The 17873-nt window shown below is 58.7% G+C and carries 17 protein-coding genes; 11 read left to right on the top strand and 6 right to left on the bottom strand.

The features are described 5' to 3' along the window. Positions 1 to 7: 7 nt before the first annotated feature. Positions 8 to 1327, bottom strand: coding sequence for a 30S ribosomal protein S12 methylthiotransferase RimO (gene rimO, locus H0484_RS07445; protein ID WP_226953914.1), 1320 nt, complete (start codon positions 1325 to 1327; stop codon positions 8 to 10). A gap of 175 nt (positions 1328 to 1502) precedes the next feature. Between rimO and rsmB the strand changes: the two genes are divergently transcribed. Genes rsmB through H0484_RS07420 form a run of 4 tightly spaced genes read left to right on the top strand, consistent with a single transcriptional unit; the run spans position 1503 to position 6461 of the window. Continuing rightward, positions 1503 to 2792 carry a 16S rRNA (cytosine(967)-C(5))-methyltransferase RsmB gene (rsmB, locus tag H0484_RS07440; RefSeq protein ID WP_226954126.1) on the top strand — a complete coding sequence of 430 codons (1290 nt, stop codon included), beginning with the start codon at positions 1503 to 1505 and terminating at the stop codon, positions 2790 to 2792. 39 nt (positions 2793 to 2831) lie between these two features. Further along, a complete protein-coding gene (locus tag H0484_RS07435) occupies positions 2832 to 3425 on the top strand; it encodes a DUF4390 domain-containing protein (protein WP_226953913.1) in 594 nt (197 codons plus the stop codon). Then, a complete protein-coding gene (locus H0484_RS15160) occupies positions 3374 to 5752 on the top strand; it encodes a sensor histidine kinase (RefSeq protein ID WP_255644624.1) in 2379 nt (792 codons plus the stop codon). The genes H0484_RS07435 and H0484_RS15160 overlap by 52 nt, the downstream gene beginning before the upstream one ends. A gap of 10 nt (positions 5753 to 5762) precedes the next feature. Continuing rightward, positions 5763 to 6461, top strand: coding sequence for a response regulator (locus tag H0484_RS07420; RefSeq protein ID WP_226953912.1), 699 nt, complete (start codon positions 5763 to 5765; stop codon positions 6459 to 6461). Between the two features lie 31 nt (positions 6462 to 6492). On the opposite strand, the gene H0484_RS07415 is transcribed toward H0484_RS07420, so the two are convergent. Beyond that, a complete protein-coding gene (locus tag H0484_RS07415; protein ID WP_226953911.1) occupies positions 6493 to 7410 on the bottom strand; it encodes a methyltransferase domain-containing protein in 918 nt (305 codons plus the stop codon). Positions 7411 to 7654: 244 nt separating this feature from the next. Here H0484_RS07415 and H0484_RS15215 point away from each other — a divergent pair, with 244 nt between their 5' ends. Both H0484_RS15215 and H0484_RS07405 read left to right on the top strand, forming a co-directional pair. Then, positions 7655 to 8290, top strand: coding sequence for a ComF family protein (locus tag H0484_RS15215; RefSeq protein ID WP_226953910.1), 636 nt, complete (start codon positions 7655 to 7657; stop codon positions 8288 to 8290). A gap of 12 nt (positions 8291 to 8302) precedes the next feature. Then, positions 8303 to 8773, top strand: a complete 471-nt coding sequence (locus H0484_RS07405; RefSeq protein WP_226953909.1) for a tRNA (cytidine(34)-2'-O)-methyltransferase — start codon at positions 8303 to 8305, stop codon at positions 8771 to 8773. Here the strand turns inward: H0484_RS07405 and H0484_RS07400 are convergent. From H0484_RS07400 to H0484_RS07385, 4 genes are read right to left on the bottom strand one after another with little or no spacing between them, the layout of a single operon-like run. Then, positions 8770 to 9822, bottom strand: coding sequence for an NAD(P)H-dependent glycerol-3-phosphate dehydrogenase (locus tag H0484_RS07400; protein ID WP_226953908.1), 1053 nt, complete (start codon positions 9820 to 9822; stop codon positions 8770 to 8772). The two genes, H0484_RS07405 and H0484_RS07400, sit on opposite strands and share 4 nt — an antisense overlap. A 7-nt stretch (positions 9823 to 9829) precedes the next feature. Beyond that, positions 9830 to 10357: a protein-export chaperone SecB gene (secB, locus tag H0484_RS07395; RefSeq protein WP_226953907.1), complete on the bottom strand. Its 528-nt coding sequence runs from the start codon at positions 10355 to 10357 to the stop codon at positions 9830 to 9832. 57 nt (positions 10358 to 10414) lie between these two features. After that, a complete protein-coding gene (gene grxC / locus H0484_RS07390) occupies positions 10415 to 10672 on the bottom strand; it encodes a glutaredoxin 3 (RefSeq protein WP_226953906.1) in 258 nt (85 codons plus the stop codon). Positions 10673 to 10703: 31 nt separating this feature from the next. Next, a complete protein-coding gene (locus H0484_RS07385) occupies positions 10704 to 11111 on the bottom strand; it encodes a rhodanese-like domain-containing protein (RefSeq protein ID WP_226953905.1) in 408 nt (135 codons plus the stop codon). Between the two features lie 109 nt (positions 11112 to 11220). On the opposite strand from H0484_RS07385, the gene gpmA reads away from it, so the two are divergent. The 5 genes from gpmA to H0484_RS07360 all read left to right on the top strand — a co-directional run bounded on the left by gpmA (position 11221) and on the right by H0484_RS07360 (position 17873). Beyond that, positions 11221 to 11967, top strand: a complete 747-nt coding sequence (gene gpmA / locus H0484_RS07380) for a 2,3-diphosphoglycerate-dependent phosphoglycerate mutase (protein WP_226953904.1) — start codon at positions 11221 to 11223, stop codon at positions 11965 to 11967. 19 nt (positions 11968 to 11986) lie between these two features. Next, positions 11987 to 13402, top strand: a complete 1416-nt coding sequence (locus tag H0484_RS07375; protein ID WP_226953903.1) for a murein hydrolase activator EnvC family protein — start codon at positions 11987 to 11989, stop codon at positions 13400 to 13402. 66 nt (positions 13403 to 13468) lie between these two features. Beyond that, entirely contained in the window at positions 13469 to 14971 is a 1503-nt protein-coding gene (locus tag H0484_RS07370) for a S41 family peptidase (RefSeq protein ID WP_226953902.1), read from the top strand. After that, on the top strand, positions 14968 to 15720 hold the full coding sequence (locus H0484_RS07365) for a HesA/MoeB/ThiF family protein (RefSeq protein ID WP_226953901.1): 753 nt from the start codon (positions 14968 to 14970) through the stop codon (positions 15718 to 15720). The genes H0484_RS07370 and H0484_RS07365 overlap by 4 nt, the downstream gene beginning before the upstream one ends. 290 nt (positions 15721 to 16010) lie before the next feature. Next, positions 16011 to 17873 (top strand): amidohydrolase, encoded by a 1863-nt coding sequence (locus H0484_RS07360; protein ID WP_226953900.1) that lies wholly within the window; start codon positions 16011 to 16013, stop codon positions 17871 to 17873.

Below are 17873 nucleotides of genomic sequence, written 5' to 3'. Positions count from 1 at the left end.
AGTGTATTTAGAGTGCCTGTGCCTGCAGGTCGTAGGCGTCGGCGCCGGTTATTTTGACACGTATACGCTGGCCTGGGCTGAATTTTTGCGTGCCCTGAACCCGTACCGTGCCATCGATTTCCGGTGCGTCGGCGCTAGAGCGTGCGATGGCTCCGTCGGCATCCACTTCGTCGATGAGCACTTCGAGTTCGCGACCCACTTTGGCGGCCAGCCTTTGAGCCGAGATTTCCTGTTGGTGTGCCATGAAGCGGTGCCAGCGTTCTTCCTTGACTTCGTCGGGCACTGCGCCAGGCAACTCGTTGGCAGGTGCGCCATCGACGGGCGAATACTGGAAGCATCCCACACGATCCAATTGAGCCTCGCTCATCCAGTCGAGCAGGTATTCGAAGTCTTCGTCGGTCTCGCCGGGAAAGCCCACGATGAAGGTGGAGCGCAGCGTAAGATCGGGACATTCCTGGCGCCACCGCTTGATGCGGGCCAAGGTCTTGTCTTCGAAGGCAGGGCGCTTCATCAGTTTGAGCACCCGTGGACTGGCGTGCTGGAAGGGGATATCCAGGTAAGGCAGGATCTTGCCTTCGGCCATGAGCGGAATGACCTGATCTACGTGGGGATACGGATAAACGTAATGCAAGCGTACCCACACGCCGAACTCGGCCAGTGCCTCGCACAGCTGCGTCATATGCGTTTTGATAGGCTTGCCGTTCCAGAACCCTGTGCGGAACTTGAGGTCGACGCCGTAGGCGCTGGTGTCTTGCGAAATGACCAGCAGTTCTTGCACGCCGGCGCGCACCAAGCGTTCGGCTTCGCCCATGACGTCGCCTATGGGGCGGCTGACAAGATCCCCTCGAAGCGAGGGGATGATACAGAAACTGCATCGATGGTTGCAGCCTTCGGATATCTTCAGATAGGCGTAGTGCCGCGGCGTCAGTTTGAGGCCTTGCGGGGGCACGAGATCGGTGTAGGGGTCGTGGTCGCGGGCCGGTGGCGGCGCGGCGTTGTGTACGGCCCGAACGACTTGTTCGTACTGCTGGGGGCCGGTAACGGCCAGCACGGCAGGGTGAACGTCGCGGATGACGTTTTCTTCGACGCCCATGCAGCCGGTCACGATGACGCGACCGTTCTCGGCGATGGCTTCGCCTATGGCTTCCAGGGATTCGGCCTTGGCGCTATCGATGAAGCCACAGGTATTGACCACCACGACGTCTGCGTCGTTGTAGTCGGGGGTGATGGCGTAGCCGTCGGTACGCAGCTGCGTAAGTATGCGTTCGGAGTCGACCAGCGCCTTGGGGCAGCCCAAGCTGACGAAACCTACTTTGGGAGAAGACATGCGAGAGAACCTCTTGTAGATGTCTGGATTTTAACGGTTTTCCAGAACAGAGACGGGGCGCATAGGGAGGCTGGACCGGGAGGCGAATGTTACAATTCTATGATTCCTTATTCTTGGGCTATCCGTGTCTGTTCCCAACCCTGCAAACGTATCGCGTGCCGCCTTATCCGATCTGATGCTGGCCAGCGCCCGCCATGTGCAGGCGGTGCTGGGGGGGCGGTCTTTATCCGACAGCCTGGTGCACACGCCGGCGGCACAGCGCCCAGCGGTACAGGCCATCACCTTTCACACCATGCGGCGCCTGGGTTTGGCTACCGAGCTGCGCAATCTGATGGTTAATCGGGTTCCCCCCGATGCCTTATTCGATGCTTTGCTGCGCGTGGCGCTGGCCTTGCTTGAAACTGCGTTGTCACTCAGCGACGAAGAGGCCGAGCGCAGGCCCGATATTCCCCGTTACGCCGTGCACACCGTGGTAGATCAAGCGGTCAGGGCAGCTAAGGACATGCCGGCTTATAAGGGCCTGCTGAACGCTTGTTTGCGCCGTCTCACGCGTGAACATAAGGCACTGCTTGCACAGGCCTGCAAGCGCCCCGAAGCCAAATGGAATTTTCCCGATTGGTGGATACGCGCTGTGCGTCAAGCCTATCCGCAGCAGTGGCAGGCGTTACTGGCCGCCTCCGATCAGCCCGGGCCCATGAGCCTGCGCGTCAATCTGCGCGCCATTTCTATAGATGATATGTGCGCGGCTCTGACTCAGGCGGACATGCCTCACGAGCGCGTGGGGCAGGCTGGCGTGGTGCTGGCGCGCGCCCGCCCGGTGACCGAGATCCCAGGTTTCAATCAAGGCTGGTGGTCGGTTCAGGACGCCTCCGCACAGTTGGCGGCACCTTGTCTGGCGCCGATCGATGGTGAACGGGTGCTGGATGCCTGCGCCGCGCCCGGGGGTAAAACGGCGCATTTGCTGGAATGCGCCGATGTCGAGCTTTGGGCGTTGGATGACGATAAGGTGCGTCTGGAACGCGTGGGCCAGAACCTGACGCGATTGGGTTTGATGTCGCCACGCGTGCAACTGCATTGCTCCGATGCGGCAGCTCCCGCGCAATGGTGGGATGGCAAGCCCTTCGATGCGGTGCTGGCCGACGTGCCCTGCACCGCTTCCGGTGTGGTGCGGCGCCATCCCGACATACGCTGGTTGCGCCGTGAGTCCGACGTTGCACGCACCGCAGCCTTGCAACGTCGCATTGCCGATGCGCTCTGGCAGACAGTCAAGCCAGGCGGGCGCATGCTGTATGCTACGTGTTCGATCTTTCCCCAAGAGGGCGAACTTCAGGCGCAGCGTTTTCTGCAAACCCATGGCGACGCCCAGCGTATGCCTGCTCCTGGGCAATTGCTGCCACTGCCAGATGAATCCGGCCATATGTGGTTCGATGGTTTCTTCTACGCCTTGTTTACCAAGCGGGCCTGAACGCTTCCAGATTGGTATTGTGTGTTTTGCGCGTGCGTCATGACTCATCGCTACTTGAGTGTTGTTCTGTTGTTGTGCTTAAGCCTGCTGGCGCACTTTGCGCCGTCTGTCGCTTACGCTCAAGAAGCGCGCAATGAAGTCGTCAGCGTGGAACCCGTGGCGCGCGACGGCAAGCTATACCTGGATGCCAATATCGACCTCACGCTTAGTCCAGAGTTGCGCACGGCTGCCGAGAAAGGCGTGCCTTTGTATTTCGTGGCCGAACTGCAGATTGTCTCGTCGCGCAGCTGGTGGTTTGATAAAACGGTGGTCGATACCCAGCGTACCTACCGCGTGTTCTACAACGTGCTGACCAGGCAGTGGCGCGTAGGAAACAACGAATTTGCCCTGCCGCTGGCATCGCTGGACGAGGCCTTGTCATTCATGCGCAACATCCGCGGATGGGCGGTTGCCGAAACCAGCGAGCTCGATACAGGTGTTAATTACGATGGTCGCTTGCGTTTGCGTCTGGACACCACACGATTGCCTAGACCTTTCCAGATAGATGCTTACAACAGTAGTGCCTGGACCTTGGCCACGCCATGGAAAAACTTTCAATTCGAAATCTTAGACGACGAGCAAACCGCCTCGTAAAGTGGGGCTTGCGTTTGATCCTGACGGTCGCCATCGTCAGCGGTCTGGCGCTGTTCGCCTTGCTGGTGTGGTCTACCGGCAATGCCTCGCGCTTTGCCCAGCACTACGATCTATTGCTGCTGTTTAACGGCGTGCTGGCGGTAGCGCTGATAGGCTGGGTGTTGCTCATGTCGGCGCGCTTGCTGCGGCAAATACGCAGGCGGCAGTTTGGCGCCCGACTCACGGCTCGTTTTGCCTTGTCGTTCGCTTTGGTGGGGGTGCTGCCGGGGGCGCTGATTTACCTGCTCTCGGTGCAATTCATGTCCCGTTCCATCGAGTCTTGGTTTAACGTGCGCGTCGAGTACGCACTCGAAGCGGGGCTCAACCTTGGGCGGGCAGCACTGGACACCCAGCTCGACGAATTGACGGCGCGCGCTCGATCGGCGGCATCCAAGCTTTCCAATGTCGACGATGCCGAAATGGCAGCCAGCCTATTGCAGCTGCGTGAGACCGTGGATGCCGTAGAGGCCATGGTGTTTACCGGTAATGGCCGCCTCCTGGCGTTTTCCTCTTCCAGCTATGGGCAGTTGATACCGGAGGGGCCGCCTTTGCATGTGTTGAGTCAGCTGCGTGTGTCGCGGCACTATGCCCAGGCTGAAGCCGACGATGCAGGCGTAGGTCGTGTGGCCCAAGAAACAGGTTTGCACTTGCGCGTTGTGGTGCCTATCCCTACGCTGGATCGAGTGCCTTCGCTGTCGGGGGGCTCCATGGATACTCGATGGCTGCAAGTGATTCAGCCCGTACCCGAGAAAATTGCGCGCAGTGCCAGCCTGGTGCAACAAGGTTTTAGCGATTACCAAGAGCTGGCCTTGTCGCGCATGGGTTTGCGCAAGCTATACAGCATTACATTGACATTGGCCCTGGTGCTGTCGGTGTTCGCTGCCATCGTAGCGGCGTTGGCTATTTCCCGGCGCTTGGTGCGCCCGCTGCTTAGCCTGGCCGCAGGTACGCAAGCCGTGGCGGTAGGCGATTACCGCCCTTTGCCAGAGCCTCCCGAGAAAGACGAGGTGGGTCAGCTGACACGTTCATTCAACGCGATGACGCGGCAACTGGACGATGCCCGGCGCATGGTCGAGGCCAATCGCTTGCAGCTTGAGCGCAGCAATGTTTATCTGGAGTCTGTGCTTAGCAACTTATCTTCTGGCGTTTTGGTGTTCGATGAGGGCTTTCGGGTCACTATGTTCAATCAGGGGGCTCAGAGTATCTTGCAGGCCGATTTGCGCTCGGTCAGGGGTTGCCCCCTAGAGGTTGTTGAACAGACCATGGGCTTTGCTCGGCAGGTGCGCCAGGCCTTTGTGGCACACGCGGCGGTAGAGTCGGAACGCCAGCATTGGCAACAGCAATTCGAACTTGATCTTCCGCAGACCTCTGTGCAAGGCAAGAACCAGCACGTCGTTACCCTGCTGGCGCGCGGCACCCACATGAGCCTGGATGGTCGCAGCAATGGTTATCTGGTGGTTTTCGATGACATCAGCGAAGTCATCTCCGCTAACCGGACGGTAGCCTGGGGTGAAGTGGCAAGAAGGCTGGCGCACGAGATCAAAAACCCGCTGACACCCATTCAGCTTTCCGCAGAGCGCTTGGCGCACAAACTCTCCGACCGCCTGCCGCCCGATGAGGCGGCTATGCTGCAAAGGGCGACCAACACCATCGTCAACCAGGTGGCATCGCTTAAGCAAATGGTGGATGATTTTCGAGAATATGCCCGCACGCCGCCTGCTCAATTGCAGCGTATCAGCTTGAATGCGTTAGTGGCCGATGTGTTGACCTTGTATGGCTGGGACCCAGCTGCCGAACAGCCCAGGCTGGACGATCAGTCCATACGCTTGTCGGTGTCGCTGGCCAACGAACTGCCGGATATCGAGGGCGATCTTACCCAGCTTAGGCAGGTCATACATAATTTGTTGGCGAACGCGCGCGATGCTTTGCAGGCCCAAGAGGGCGAGCACGAAGCGCTCATAGAAGTGCAAACACGTCTGGTGCGGTCCGAGCTTGAGCCGGGTGACGCGCAAATGGCGGCGCATCTGATGATTTCCGACAATGGGCCGGGCTTTGAGCCTCAGGTGTTGGCCCGCGTATTTGAGCCCTACGTCACGACCAAGTCCACGGGTACAGGGCTAGGTCTGGCCATCGTCCGTAAAATCATTGAAGAACATGGTGGGCGCATAGAGGTATCCAATCGGCGTGTGGGGGGAGCCCGCATTTCCATTTTGTTCACGCGCTTCGCGCAATCGGGTGTGGGTATGGACGACAGCGCGCCGGAGAACGATAATGCTGCAAAAACATAGGTGAAGCAATATGGCCAGAATCCTGGTTGTTGATGACGAAATCGGCATCCGCGAATTGTTGTCCGAGATCCTTTACGACGAAGGGCACACAATAGAACTTGCAGAAAATGCCGCCCAGGCACGCGAGGCAAGGCTGCGCGGGCGGCCCGACCTCGTACTGCTCGACATCTGGATGCCCGACACGGACGGCGTCAGCCTGCTGCGTGAATGGGCTTCGCAAGGTCTGCTTGATATGCCCGTCATCATGATGAGTGGTCACGCGACTGTTGACACAGCCGTCGAAGCCACCCGCATAGGTGCCATCGACTTCCTCGAAAAGCCTATCACCTTGCAAAAGCTGCTCAAGACAGTTGCTGCCGGCTTGGCACGCCCTGTCGCGCCAGGGGCGCGCGCGCCGCAAGCCCCGCGTGTGCCCGAGTATCGCGCCGAAGACGCGCCAGTCGCTCGGTCTATCGAGGCTCCAGGCGAACCCGTCTCTCTAGCGCCTGCCGTAGCGGCAGACCCCTCACGTTTGGGCAGTATTTCACTCAATCAGCCCTTACGCGAAGCCCGAGACGAATTCGAGCGTATCTATTTCGAATACCACCTTGTTCAGGAAAACCACAGCATGACCCGGGTGTCCGAGCGCACGGGCCTCGAACGCACTCACCTGTATCGCAAGCTCAAGCAACTGGGCATAGATACCTCTCGCAAGAAGTCTTCAAGCTGAAGGCTGACACCGCCCCGTGTTGTGCTGAGTATCAGCGCTTGGGCGGGCTGCTTTTGCGCCGTATGGCGTCTATGGCAATTCGGGTTTCGCCTTCTGCCTTGCGCACTGCCGCCGGCCGCCAAGCGTGACCATAGGCAACCTCTAGGCTCAGGTGCAGCGTGCCGTCCATATGGCGCTGGCGATCAAGTGCCGCCAAAAAGCGTTTGTGCCAGTCTGGGGTAGCCAAGCCTGGTGCGCGCAGAGTGCTGGCATTTCCCCCTAGTGAACGCAGGTCTTCAAGCAGTTTTTCGGGTGTGGGGTAGGTAAGCGTCAAGACTTCTTGGTCCATGACGGGGTCGGCAAAACCGTTTTCTACCAGCATGTCACCAAAGTCGTGCATGTCGACGAAAGAAGGGGTGCCACCCTGCCTGCCCGAGTCGGCCAGGGCTTGGCGGACTTCGGCGAATGAGCCGGGCCCCAAACAAGAAAACATGACCAGGCCATCGGTGCGCAACAGGCGTAGCCACTCGGCGAACACCAGGTGCGGCGCAGGGTGCCAATGTAAAGCCATGTTCGACCAGATGAGGTCTTGGCTATTGGGCGTCAGTACGGGCGTGGCCAGGTCTGCCTCGATGAGGCGGGCTTGACGCGTAGGCTTGTTGCGCAACTTTTGCCATAGGCTGGGCCGACGGCCATAGCGCGACCGGGCAACTTCGAGCAAAGGAGCGCAGATGTCTACGCCGGTATAGCTGATGTCAGCGTAGCGTGCGCGCAAAGGCTCTAGTGCATGGCCTGCACCGCAGCCCGCGTCTAGTAGCTGCTTGGGCTCTATCCGGATATAGCTTAGGCGTTGCAGCATGCGCTGCGCGATTTCGCCGTACAAAAACTGGGCGTGATCCAATGGCGCGCGGCGGGCGAACTGCAGCGCGACATGGCGGGTATTGACGGGCAATGAGGGGATGGCGGACATTTTTGCGTAAGCCGCGCTGGCGTTGCCAGACTGGACATGCTTAGATGCGAGTTCCGGGAGGCATATTATGGCGTATCTGAAGCCTGGGCGCGAACACTGCCTTGCAGCAAGAAGGGACATTGACCAACGGGGTGCTTGGTGGCTGGCTTGGCAAAGGGTTCAGGCGGGGTTGCGTGAGGTTTTTGCGCGGCTTCCCAGCACCTGCCCCTTATGTCAGGATCCAGCTTATGGGGGCTGTTTATGCGTGCTTTGTCGCCAAGACGTTCTGGCTTCGCGTTTGGCTTTCCCGTGTTGTGAGCGCTGTGGCTTGTGCCCGGCGCAGGCCTCCGATTGCCCCGACTGCATCGCCTTGGTGCCGGCTTTTGAAAAAGTGATTGCCGCATGCGATTATGCTTTTCCCGCAGATCAGCTGATACGGCAGTTCAAACAGCAGCATCGCTTTCAACATAGTCGTGCATTGGCGGCATTGATAGCGCAGTCTTTACAAGGCGCGATGCCCGAATGGTGGGGACAAGCCTGGCTGGTGCCCATACCAGCCTCCCGTCAGGCTTTGTTGCGCAGAGGGTTCAACCCTGCCGTCGAGCTGGCGCGTGGTGTGCAGGTGCATTTGGGCGCACGCGTACGTACGGATATACTTTTGCGAAGCCGTGAAACCGGCGCCGAGCGCGTGCAAAAACGCTTGCAGCGCAGTCAGCGATTACAAGCCGCAGGGCAGGCTTTTGTTTGCCGCCAAAACTTGGCGCAGGCGCACATTGTGCTGGTGGACGACGTCATGACGACTGGCGCCACTTTGCATGCCGCCGCGTCGGTGCTGCGCCAGGCCGGGGCCAAAACCGTTTGGGGGGTCGTCGCCGCACGTACTCCCTACCATGTCCGATAACGCATTTGCATCATGTTCCACATTATTCTGGTTTGTCCCGAAATCCCTCCCAACACCGGCAATGTCATCCGCCTGGCAGCCAATACCGGTGCGGCTTTGCATCTGGTCAAACCATTGGGCTTTGAACTCGAAGACAAGAAATTGAAGCGCGCGGGTTTGGATTATCACGAATGGGCCCGGGTGCAGGTGCATGACGACTTGGCCGCTGCCTTGCAAGCGACTGGCGTGGCAGTCGGACGTAGTTTTGCGCTGACCACGAAAGCAGAGCAGCACGCGGGGCAGGTCGCTTTTCAGCCGGGCGACGTTTTTGTCTTTGGTCGGGAAACCGCGGGTCTGTCTGATAAAGAAATGGCGTATTTCGCACCAGAGCAGCGTTTGCGGCTGCCCATGTTGCCTGGGCAGCGTAGTTTGAATCTCTCGAACGCGGTGGCGGTTACCGTTTACGAGGCCTGGCGCCAGCAAGGCTACCTGGGTTCGGTTTAATTGAAAGCGCCGCTGGGGGGTTCGTTTTCGGGCTTGGCCTGACGAGCCAGCAAGTGCGCTACCGCGTCTCGTGGCGGCATGTCCGAGAACAAGACCTGGCAGATGGCCTCGGTGATGGGTAGGTCAATTTGATGGCGTTGGCCCAGCGCCAGTGCCGCGCGGGCGCAGCGCACGCCTTCGGCGGTTTTACCGTCGGCCAGTATGGCTGCCAGGGTTTGGCCTTGGCCTATGGCAAGCCCAACTTGCCGATTGCGGGAGAGGTCTCCGGTGGCCGTCAGGACCAAGTCGCCCAGACCAGTAAGGCCCGAGAAGGTTTCCGCTTGCCCGCCCAACGCGACGCCCAGGCGTTGCATTTCGGCCAAGCCGCGTGTAATCAGGGCTGCTCGGGCGTTGGTGCCCAAGCCTAGCCCGTCAGAGATGCCGCAGGCGATAGCAATGATGTTCTTGAGAGCGCCGCCCACTTCAACGCCTACGACGTCGGTGGTGGAATAGATACGTGCCGCTGTGCCATGCAAGGCTTGTACGGCAGCATGCCACACCGCTGCGGTCGTGCTGGCGACGGTGAGTGCCACGGGCAGCCCTTGCGCAACCTCGCGTGCGAAGGAAGGGCCTGAAAGCACGCCCAGCCCAGGAACAGGGCCCTGGGAAAAAGCGGCTTGAGCAATTTCGTGGGGGAGACGGCCGCTGTCGTGCTCGAAGCCTTTGCATGTCCAGACCACGCTGGGCAGTGGGCCGGAGCAATGCGCCAGATAGTGCGCAACTTGCCGACAGGTTTCGTCCAGGCCGGCTACCGGTACACCCAGGATGATCAAGCCGCCCTCTGGCCCACAGACGTGCGCCATGGCTTGATTCAGCAGACTGGTGGCCTGCAGGGTATCGGGCAAGGAAACGCCCGGAAGGTATCGGCTATTGAGCCGCTGCTCTTGCAGTTGTGTTGCAAGAGACTCGTTACGCGCCCAGAGGATGGTAGAGGCATTGGCGCAAGCCAGGGCAGCCAGGGCGGTGCCCCAGCTGCCGGCCCCCAGAACGGTGACGTGTGGGCGGCTCATGCAGGACTTATTGGCGGGTAGCGCCAGGAGGCAACACGATGCCGGAGTCGCTTTGGCCTTGTTGTTGCTGGGCCAGTTCTTCGAGGCGTTGTTCGTACAGAGCCTGGAAGTTGACTTCAGCCAGGTGCAGCGGCGGCAAGGAGCTACGGCTGATCAGGTCGGCGATGTTGGCACGCAGGTAGGGATACAACATGGTGGGGCAAACAATGCCCAGCAGGGGATCGAGCTGCTCGGGAGGAATGTTGGCGGCTTCGAAGATACCGGCTTGCTGGACTTCAGCCAGATACAAGACCTTGTCTTCGATGCGGGTGGTGATGGTGGCGGTCACCGTGCTTTCGAAGATGGTCTCGGCCAAGCGCTGACCGCCGACATTGACGGCGACTTCAACTGCGGGAGCGGTCTGCTCAAGGAAAATCTGGGGAGCATTGGGGAGCTCCAGCGATGCATCCTTGACGTAGGTGCGCTGCAGGTTGAAAGCGGGGACGTTGCTGTCCTGATCTTGTTGAGCGCTGAGGTTCTGGTCCTGATCGGCCATGAAAGTCATCCTGATTAATTAAGTAAAGGGTGTCTGGAAACGTCTTGTTGTAACGTCTTATTGTTGCAGTAACGGCATAAGTTTGCCTGCTCTATCCAACGCAGCCAAATCGTCGTAGCCGCCGACGTGCAGATCATCTATGTAAATCTGCGGCACGGTACGTCGCCCGGTGCGGGTCATCATCTGTTCGCGCTGTTCGGGCTGAGTGTCGATGCGGATTTTTTCGACTTGGGTAACGCCGCGCTGCTTGAGCAGCATTTCCGCACGCACGCAATAAGGGCAAACGGCGGTGCAGTACATGGTGATAGTGGCCATGACGGTCTCGCTTAAGTGTAAAAGGAAAGGCTTAGGCTTTTTTGCTAAGCGGCATACCGGCTTGTGTCCAGGCTTTCAGGCCGCCTTCCAGGCTGACGGCGTCTAGGCCCTGCTTACGCAGCAGCGCAGCGGCCTTGATCGATTCGCGACCTTGCTCACAAAAGACAATGAGTGGCTTGTTTTTGGGCAGGCTGCCCGCCTTGGCGCCAAGGTCGGCAACGGGGACGTTGCGAGCCTGGGCAATGGTGCCGGTTTTGAACTGGTCTGGGGGGCGAACGTCGACGAACACCCCCTGGTTGCGGTTGACTGTTTGCACTGCGTCGCTGACGCTGACAGGGCCGCCTTTGCCGCGACGTAGCGTCGGCCAGAGCAGCATTGCCCCTGAAACGAGGGCAATCAGTACAATGTAGAGATTATTTTGGCTGAGGATGAAGTCCACGGTTGTTTCTCAAAGGCCCCGAAAAAACGGGAAGATTCTATGGGTAGCCCGCCGATTATAAAATGGACCTCGCTTTTCAACTAACGCACTCTCACTTCGCGGTCTGACTATGTATAAACTTGTGCTCATGCGTCATGGCGAAAGCCAGTGGAACCTGGAAAACCGATTCACCGGCTGGACAGATGTCGATCTTACGGAAAAGGGCCGCGAGCAGGCCTGGCAGGCCGGCAAGCTGCTGCAAAAAGAAGGCTACACCTTCGATGTGGCCTTTGCTTCGGTGCTCAAACGCGCCATCCGCACGCTCTGGATTGCGCTGGATGCCATGGACGCCATGCACACGCCTACGCGCCTTAGCTGGCGCCTCAACGAGCGTCATTACGGCGCCCTTCAAGGCTTGAACAAAGCCGAGACCGCCGCTAAGTACGGAGACGAGCAAGTGCTGATTTGGCGCCGTGCTTACGCTATTGCGCCCAATGCACTCGATCTCGACGACCCCCGCCATCCTTGCTTCGATGGCCGCTACAGCGATATCCCCGTCGAAGAGCTGCCGGCTACTGAATGCCTGCAAGACACCGTCGCTCGCGTCGTGCCCTATTGGGCCGAACATATCGCGCCGGCCATTCTGGAAGGGCGCAAGGTTCTGGTGGCCGCGCATGGCAACAGCCTGCGCGCATTGATCAAGCACCTTGACGACATGTCCGACGACGACATCGTGGGCGTCAATATCCCTACCGGTCAGCCTTTGGTCTACGAACTCGACGAAGACCTCAAGCCTATCCGCCATTATTACCTGGGCGATGCGGCAGAAATCGAGGCCGCCATGGCCGCAGTGGCTGCCCAAGGCAAAGCCAAGTAAAGGATAACGAGTTTTTTCCATGCGCATGTTCTGCTTGGTGATTGGCTGGCTGTTTGCCGGGCTTATGGGCTTGGCGCAAGCTCAATCGCCAGAGCAGATCAAGGCCAGGCAAGAGCAGGCGCGCCAACAGCGTTCCGAGCTGCAGTCGGCCATACGTGATCTGCACAAGCAGATAGAGTCTACCGAGGCTTCTCGCAAAGAAGTGGTAAACGAACTGCGAGCTTCGGAGCGAGCTATCTCCGACGCGGTTCGGCGTTTGGCCGAACTCGACGAGCTGCAAAAGCAGCTGGATAAGGACGTGCTGGCTTTGCAAGCACGTTCGGCGGAACAGAAAAAAGTACTTGCCGGTCGCCAAGCCGAACTCTCCCGGCAATTGCAGATTCAATACGCCGATGGCCTTTCGCCATGGGCGGCCTTGCTCTCGGGCGACGACCCCCAGCAAATCAGCCGTGAACTGGGCTACCTCAGCTACGTGTCTCAGGCGCAGGCTGACGCCATTCGTGGGGTCAAACAAGCGCTGGCCGATTTGGCCGAGGCCGAAACTGACTTGCAGGCGCGCCGCCAAGAACAGGACAAAGTTGTAGCCGAGTTAGCCCAACAGAAAAAAGAGCAAGAAGCGCATTACGTCGAACGGGAAAAAGTGGTGCTCAAGATTGGTGCGCAGTTGCGTGAGCAGCGTAACCAGTCGGATGTACTCAAGCGTGACGAACACCGCCTGGGCGTGCTTGTGCAGGGCCTGGAAGAAACCTTGGCCAAGCAGGCCGAGCAGGCTCGCCAAGCCGAACTGGCGCGTCAGGCGGCTGAGCGTCGGCGCCAAGAACAGGCGCGCCAAGAACAAGCCAGGCGTCGCGCCGAAGCGGAACGTGAGCGTGAGCAGGCAGAGCAAGAAGCCCGAGCCGCCCGTGAGCAAGTTGAACGTATCCGCACCCAGCCGCTGACAGAGGCCGAGCTGCTACCCCAAGCCCCGCCTCAGCAGCAAGCGCCTCAAACGCAAGCTCAGCCCGAACCAGAACGTATTCAGGTACCGCAACCCGGGCAAACAACTCGAGACGGCCTGCGCAAGGGTTTGGCTTACCCGGTACGCGGTGAGGTGCAGGGGCGTTTTGGCGCCGAGCGGCCTGATGGCGGTATTTGGCGCGGTATTGTGCTTCGTGCGGCAGAAGGCACCCCCGTTAAGGTGATTGCGCCGGGTAAGGTGGTGTATGCAAATTGGCTCAAGGGTTTCGGTAATATGATCATCGTGGATCACGGGCAACAATACATGAGCATTTACGCCTACAACCAAAGTTTGCTCAAGGCGGTGGGCGACGATGTGGCCGCTGGTCAAACCGTGGCCACAGTGGGGGCGACAGGTGGGCAGGTAGAGTCCGGTCTATACTTCGAAATTCGCCATAAGGGCGCGCCGGTTAACCCATTGCTGTGGTTGCGGCGATGATTTCTGTAATATGCTATTTGCATGGCAGCCTTGGCAGGGTTGCCGATTTTTGATTCGGGAATGTGCATGAGCACTCGCAGCATAAGTCGATTTGGGCTGGTCATTCTGGGGGCGTTGGGCGGTGTGCTCGTCAGCCTGGGTATCTCGGCGCTGGCACAGCGCTCAGATCCCTTGCCGCTCAAACAGTTGCAGCAGTTCGCCAATGTGTTCTCGGCCATCAAAAACAGCTATGTCGAACCCATGTCCGACACCAAGCTGATAGACGATGCGATCAAGGGCATGTTCAGCGACCTTGATCCCCATTCCGCCTACCTCGACCCGGAAGCCTTCAAAGAAATGGAGGCGCTTACGCAAGGGGGGTTTGGTGGCTTGGGCATAGAAATCGGCGTCGAGGACGGCATGCCCAAGGTCATTGCTCCCATCGAAGACACTCCGGCTGAGCGCGCCGGTGTGCTGGCCGGCGACCTTATCACCCATATAGATGGCAAAGCCACTAAAGGCATGCCTTTAAACGAGGCCATCAAGCTGATGCGCGGCGAGCCCGGCATGCCGGTGGTGCTGACCATCCGTCGCGATGGGCAAGACAAGCCTCTAGACATCAAAATTGTGCGTGACCTCATCAAGGTGCGCAGTGTGCGCGGTGAGCGTCTGGACGACGACATCGGCTATGTGCGCATTACCCAGTTCCAAGAGCGCACCGTTCCCGATCTGGTCAAACAACTCAAGGCTTTCGACTCTCCACAGCCGCCCAAAGCGCTGATACTCGATTTGCGCAACGACCCGGGCGGTTTGCTCGACGGCGCCATCGGCGTATCGTCGGCCTTCCTGCCGTCCGACGTCATGGTGGTTTCCACCAAGGGTCGTATTGCATCGGCTAATCGCGAGTATTTCTCCCGTCCCATAGATGGCGGTCGTTGGACTTACGATGACGCCAACTCTGGCAAGCTGCCCGACTGGACACGCACGGTACCCATGGTGGTGCTGGTTAACGTGGGTTCGGCCTCGGCTTCCGAAATCGTGGCTGGCGCCTTGCAAGATCACCAGCGCGCCACCATTATCGGTAACCGTACCTTCGGCAAGGGTTCTGTACAAAGCGTGCTGCCGCTCAGCGAGGACAGCGGTATCAAGCTGACCACCGCCCGCTATTACACGCCCAAGGGCCGTTCTATCCAGGTTACCGGCGTAGAGCCCGACATTACCGTCGACGATACGCCACATGGCAACCTTTTCCGTCTACCCCGAGAAGGCGAGCTCGACCACCACCTGGAAGGCGTGGAAGAAACCCCTGTCGTTGCCAGCCCCACCGAAGCGGCGGAAGAAGACGAGAACAAGCCCGAACCGCAGATGTTCCAGTTTGGTGGCAAGGATGACTTCCAGTTGCAACAGGCCATCAATCATCTGCAGGGTCGCCCGGTCAAGCGTAACGATCCTAGCGTGCCGGTAAAAGAAGCCGCTGCTAAGCCCGGCGCGTCAGATAAAAACACTTCGGGCAGTAAGCCTGGCGGCAGCGACGTCGAGCGTTATCGTCTTACCCCTGAAGGAATGGTTCCGGCCCAGCCCAAACCATGAACGATGATCAGCTGCTGCGCTATGCGCGGCACATCCTGCTCGACGAACTGGGTATCGAAGGGCAGGAAAGACTGTTAGCAGCCAAGGTGTTGATTGTTGGGGCAGGGGGGCTGGGTGCCCCTGCCGCGCTGTATCTGGCTGCCGCCGGGGTCGGGCATTTGATGCTGGCTGACGACGATGTCGTTGAAATCAGCAACCTGCAGCGTCAGATACTTCACACCACAGCCAGGCTGGGTGTCTACAAGGCCGAGTCCGGTCGTGAGGCCCTCTTGGCTATCAATCCTTCCATTCAGGTCGAAACCCTCACTTTCCGGCTGCTCGATGACGAGCTGGATGCCGCAGTGGCCCAGGCCGACCTGGTGCTGGACTGCTGCGACAACTTTGCCACTCGACACGCCATCAATCGGGCTTGTGTCAAGCATGGCAAGCCCCTGGTGTCCGGCGCGGCCATACGCTTTGCGGGGCAGATCAGTGTCTACGATCTGCGAGACCCGTCCTCGCCTTGCTATCACTGTCTCTTTCCCGAGGCAGACGAAGCGGAAGAAATCAGCTGCGCGACTACCGGTGTACTGGGCCCCTTGGTGGGTATCGTAGGCAGCACGCAAGCGGCAGAGGCCATCAAGCTGATCACCGGTATGGGGCAGCTGCTGGTTGGGCGGCTTTTATCAGTCGATGCCTTGAGCATGCGCTGGCACGACGTGCGTTTTGGGCGCGACCCAGCTTGCCCGGTTTGTGGGCATAGGGCATAAGCCTTTAAAACCAAAAGTTTATTCTGCTTACTGTTTTTTACCTACCCCCTGTTTTCCGAACTTTGAGCCGACAAGTCACAAACCTGACTTAGCCGACGCCTGCGTGCGTTTCGCGTTAAAGCCAATAAAGTTGCGGCTGAGCACCAAGTTTGCATCAGTGGATACAGGATTGGCCTTATGCGGTTTCTTGCTTTGTTCACAAATACTGGACATGCGCTGCTGGGGTTTTCCTCAGTGTGGAAAGCAGTTGCTTCCTTTAGGATTCAACGAATCTTAAGGAGGAGCACAAAATGAAGCAGAACGTATTGGTCTTTAGAAAAGCCTGGCTGGCGGTTGCGGTATCGTCAGCCTTGCTGGCGGCCTGTGGGGGCGATGGCGACTCCAGCAGCGACCCCGCGCCCACGCCGCCGCCATCGGTTTCCGCTGCGGATGCGGTTTACACCAATGGTAAGGTCCTGACGGTGGATGCCGACTTCAACATTGCCGAGGCTTTTGCTGTCAGCGATGGCAAGTTCGTGGCGGTAGGTACGAAAGAAGACATTCAGCGCTACGTGGGCGACAAAACCCAGGTTACCGATCTGAAAGGCCGTACGGTTATTCCCGGTATGTCCGACAACCATTTCCATGCTGCAGTGGGTATGGATATCGGCTTGGATCTCTCCGCAGGAAAGGTGCGCAACCTTCAGGAGCTGTTCGATGCGGTGACCGAATACGTGCAGAACTCTGGCTTGGATTGCGCCGCTACGGACCCAGCAACGGGTGAGCGCACCATGTTCGTCTCTAATGCGGATTGGCATGAGGCACAGCTTACCGAGCAGCGCACGCCCTTTGCCTACGAGCTCGAGGCAGCCGCACCTGGGTGTGTCGTCGTATTGAAACGAGGCGGACACAGTTATTTTCTTAGCGAATCAGCGCTGGCGCTATGGGGTTACGACGAAAACACCCTGCCGCCGCCTGATGGTTCGCTACCTAAGATCAATGCCGCGCAAGCGGCAAGTATTCCCGGCGCGGCAGCCCACGAAGGTGAGTTGACGGGTGAAATTGTGAATGGCGCCAGAAACCAGCAGGCAGGCTATACCCCCGGCATTGTTAACCCCAGCCTGAAATCGACGGCTCGCCCAGCGCGCAATGCTGAAGAGCGGCAAGCCAATATTCTTGCTGAGCAAAAGGTCATCAACTCGTATGGTTTGACCAACATCCGTATTCCCGGAACCAGCATTCAAGCGTATCAAGACCTGAAGGCGCTGGCGGATGCGGGCAAATCCACCGTGCGTTATAGCGTGCTGTTTCGTGGGCCTACCTTGGAAGAGTTGGAGGCGGCTAATATTGGCCCCAATGACAGAGACGAATGGATGCAAACCTGGGGGATCAAGGTGGGGCTGGATGGCGGCTTCGAAGGCGGTTACATGAGCGTGCCCTACGACAATCCACCGGGACAACCTGATGGGTATGTTGGGACGCCGCTGTTTGCGCAGGAAGCTATCAACAAAGTCGCCACCGATTGGAATCTGGCGGGATGGCGTATGTCTGTGCATGCTGTGGGTGATGCAGCGATGGACATCGCTTTGGAGGCCTATGAAGCGGCGAATGCGCAAAAGCCTTTCAGTACAGAGCACCCTTGGGCGGTCGAGCACGGTTTCGTTGTGCGGGATGACCAGCTTCCACGGTTGAAGGCTTTGAACATCAGCATGTCGGCACAAGATCACCTGTACTTGGCCGCACCGGTGCTTAAACGCTATCTTGGCATGTGGCGCGCTTCGCAGATCACACCGGTCAAGAACTTCCTGGATGCCGGCCTGCAAACTTCGGGAGGGACCGACTCTTCGGTGATTCCAACCAACCCGTTCTGGGCCATGTACCATTTCATCACGCGTGACACCATTACCGATGGTGTCTACGGCGATGGTGTGGAAGGTGGTGGCAAAGACCAACGTTTGTCGCGTGAGACCGGACTGCGTTTGTTTACCAACTACTACGCTGACCTGACCGAAGAAAGCGATATGAAAGGTTCGATAGAGGCCGACAAAGTGGCTGACTTCGTCGTGCTGTCCGAAGACTTCATGACGATTTCCGATGAAGCTCTGGAAGATCTGCACGCGGTTCGTACTTATGTGGATGGCAAAGAGGTTTACACCTCTGGCGAGGAGCTGTAA

This window comes from Mesopusillimonas faecipullorum (genome assembly GCF_020539505.1).
Classification (GTDB): domain Bacteria; phylum Pseudomonadota; class Gammaproteobacteria; order Burkholderiales; family Burkholderiaceae_B; genus Mesopusillimonas; species Mesopusillimonas faecipullorum.
Note: the sequence above shows the minus strand (reverse complement) of the source record. Positions and strands in the feature narration are given on the sequence as shown.

What these genes read in the sequence shown, in the direction of transcription:
- rimO (WP_226953914.1), bottom strand. Translation starts at nt 1,327, where the DNA reads ATGTCTTCTCCCAAAGTAGGTTTCGTCAGCTTGGGCTGCCCCAAGGCG.
- rsmB (WP_226954126.1), top strand. Translation starts at nt 1,503, where the DNA reads ATGCTGGCCAGCGCCCGCCATGTGCAGGCGGTGCTGGGGGGGCGGTCT.
- H0484_RS07435 (WP_226953913.1), top strand. Translation starts at nt 2,832, where the DNA reads ATGACTCATCGCTACTTGAGTGTTGTTCTGTTGTTGTGCTTAAGCCTG.
- H0484_RS15160 (WP_255644624.1), top strand. Translation starts at nt 3,374, where the DNA reads ATGGAAAAACTTTCAATTCGAAATCTTAGACGACGAGCAAACCGCCTC.
- H0484_RS07420 (WP_226953912.1), top strand. Translation starts at nt 5,763, where the DNA reads ATGGCCAGAATCCTGGTTGTTGATGACGAAATCGGCATCCGCGAATTG.
- H0484_RS07415 (WP_226953911.1), bottom strand. Translation starts at nt 7,410, where the DNA reads ATGTCCGCCATCCCCTCATTGCCCGTCAATACCCGCCATGTCGCGCTG.
- H0484_RS07405 (WP_226953909.1), top strand. Translation starts at nt 8,303, where the DNA reads ATGTTCCACATTATTCTGGTTTGTCCCGAAATCCCTCCCAACACCGGC.
- H0484_RS07400 (WP_226953908.1), bottom strand. Translation starts at nt 9,822, where the DNA reads ATGAGCCGCCCACACGTCACCGTTCTGGGGGCCGGCAGCTGGGGCACC.
- secB (WP_226953907.1), bottom strand. Translation starts at nt 10,357, where the DNA reads ATGGCCGATCAGGACCAGAACCTCAGCGCTCAACAAGATCAGGACAGC.
- grxC (WP_226953906.1), bottom strand. Translation starts at nt 10,672, where the DNA reads ATGGCCACTATCACCATGTACTGCACCGCCGTTTGCCCTTATTGCGTG.
- gpmA (WP_226953904.1), top strand. Translation starts at nt 11,221, where the DNA reads ATGTATAAACTTGTGCTCATGCGTCATGGCGAAAGCCAGTGGAACCTG.
- H0484_RS07375 (WP_226953903.1), top strand. Translation starts at nt 11,987, where the DNA reads ATGCGCATGTTCTGCTTGGTGATTGGCTGGCTGTTTGCCGGGCTTATG.
- H0484_RS07370 (WP_226953902.1), top strand. Translation starts at nt 13,469, where the DNA reads ATGAGCACTCGCAGCATAAGTCGATTTGGGCTGGTCATTCTGGGGGCG.
- H0484_RS07365 (WP_226953901.1), top strand. Translation starts at nt 14,968, where the DNA reads ATGAACGATGATCAGCTGCTGCGCTATGCGCGGCACATCCTGCTCGAC.
- H0484_RS07360 (WP_226953900.1), top strand. Translation starts at nt 16,011, where the DNA reads ATGAAGCAGAACGTATTGGTCTTTAGAAAAGCCTGGCTGGCGGTTGCG.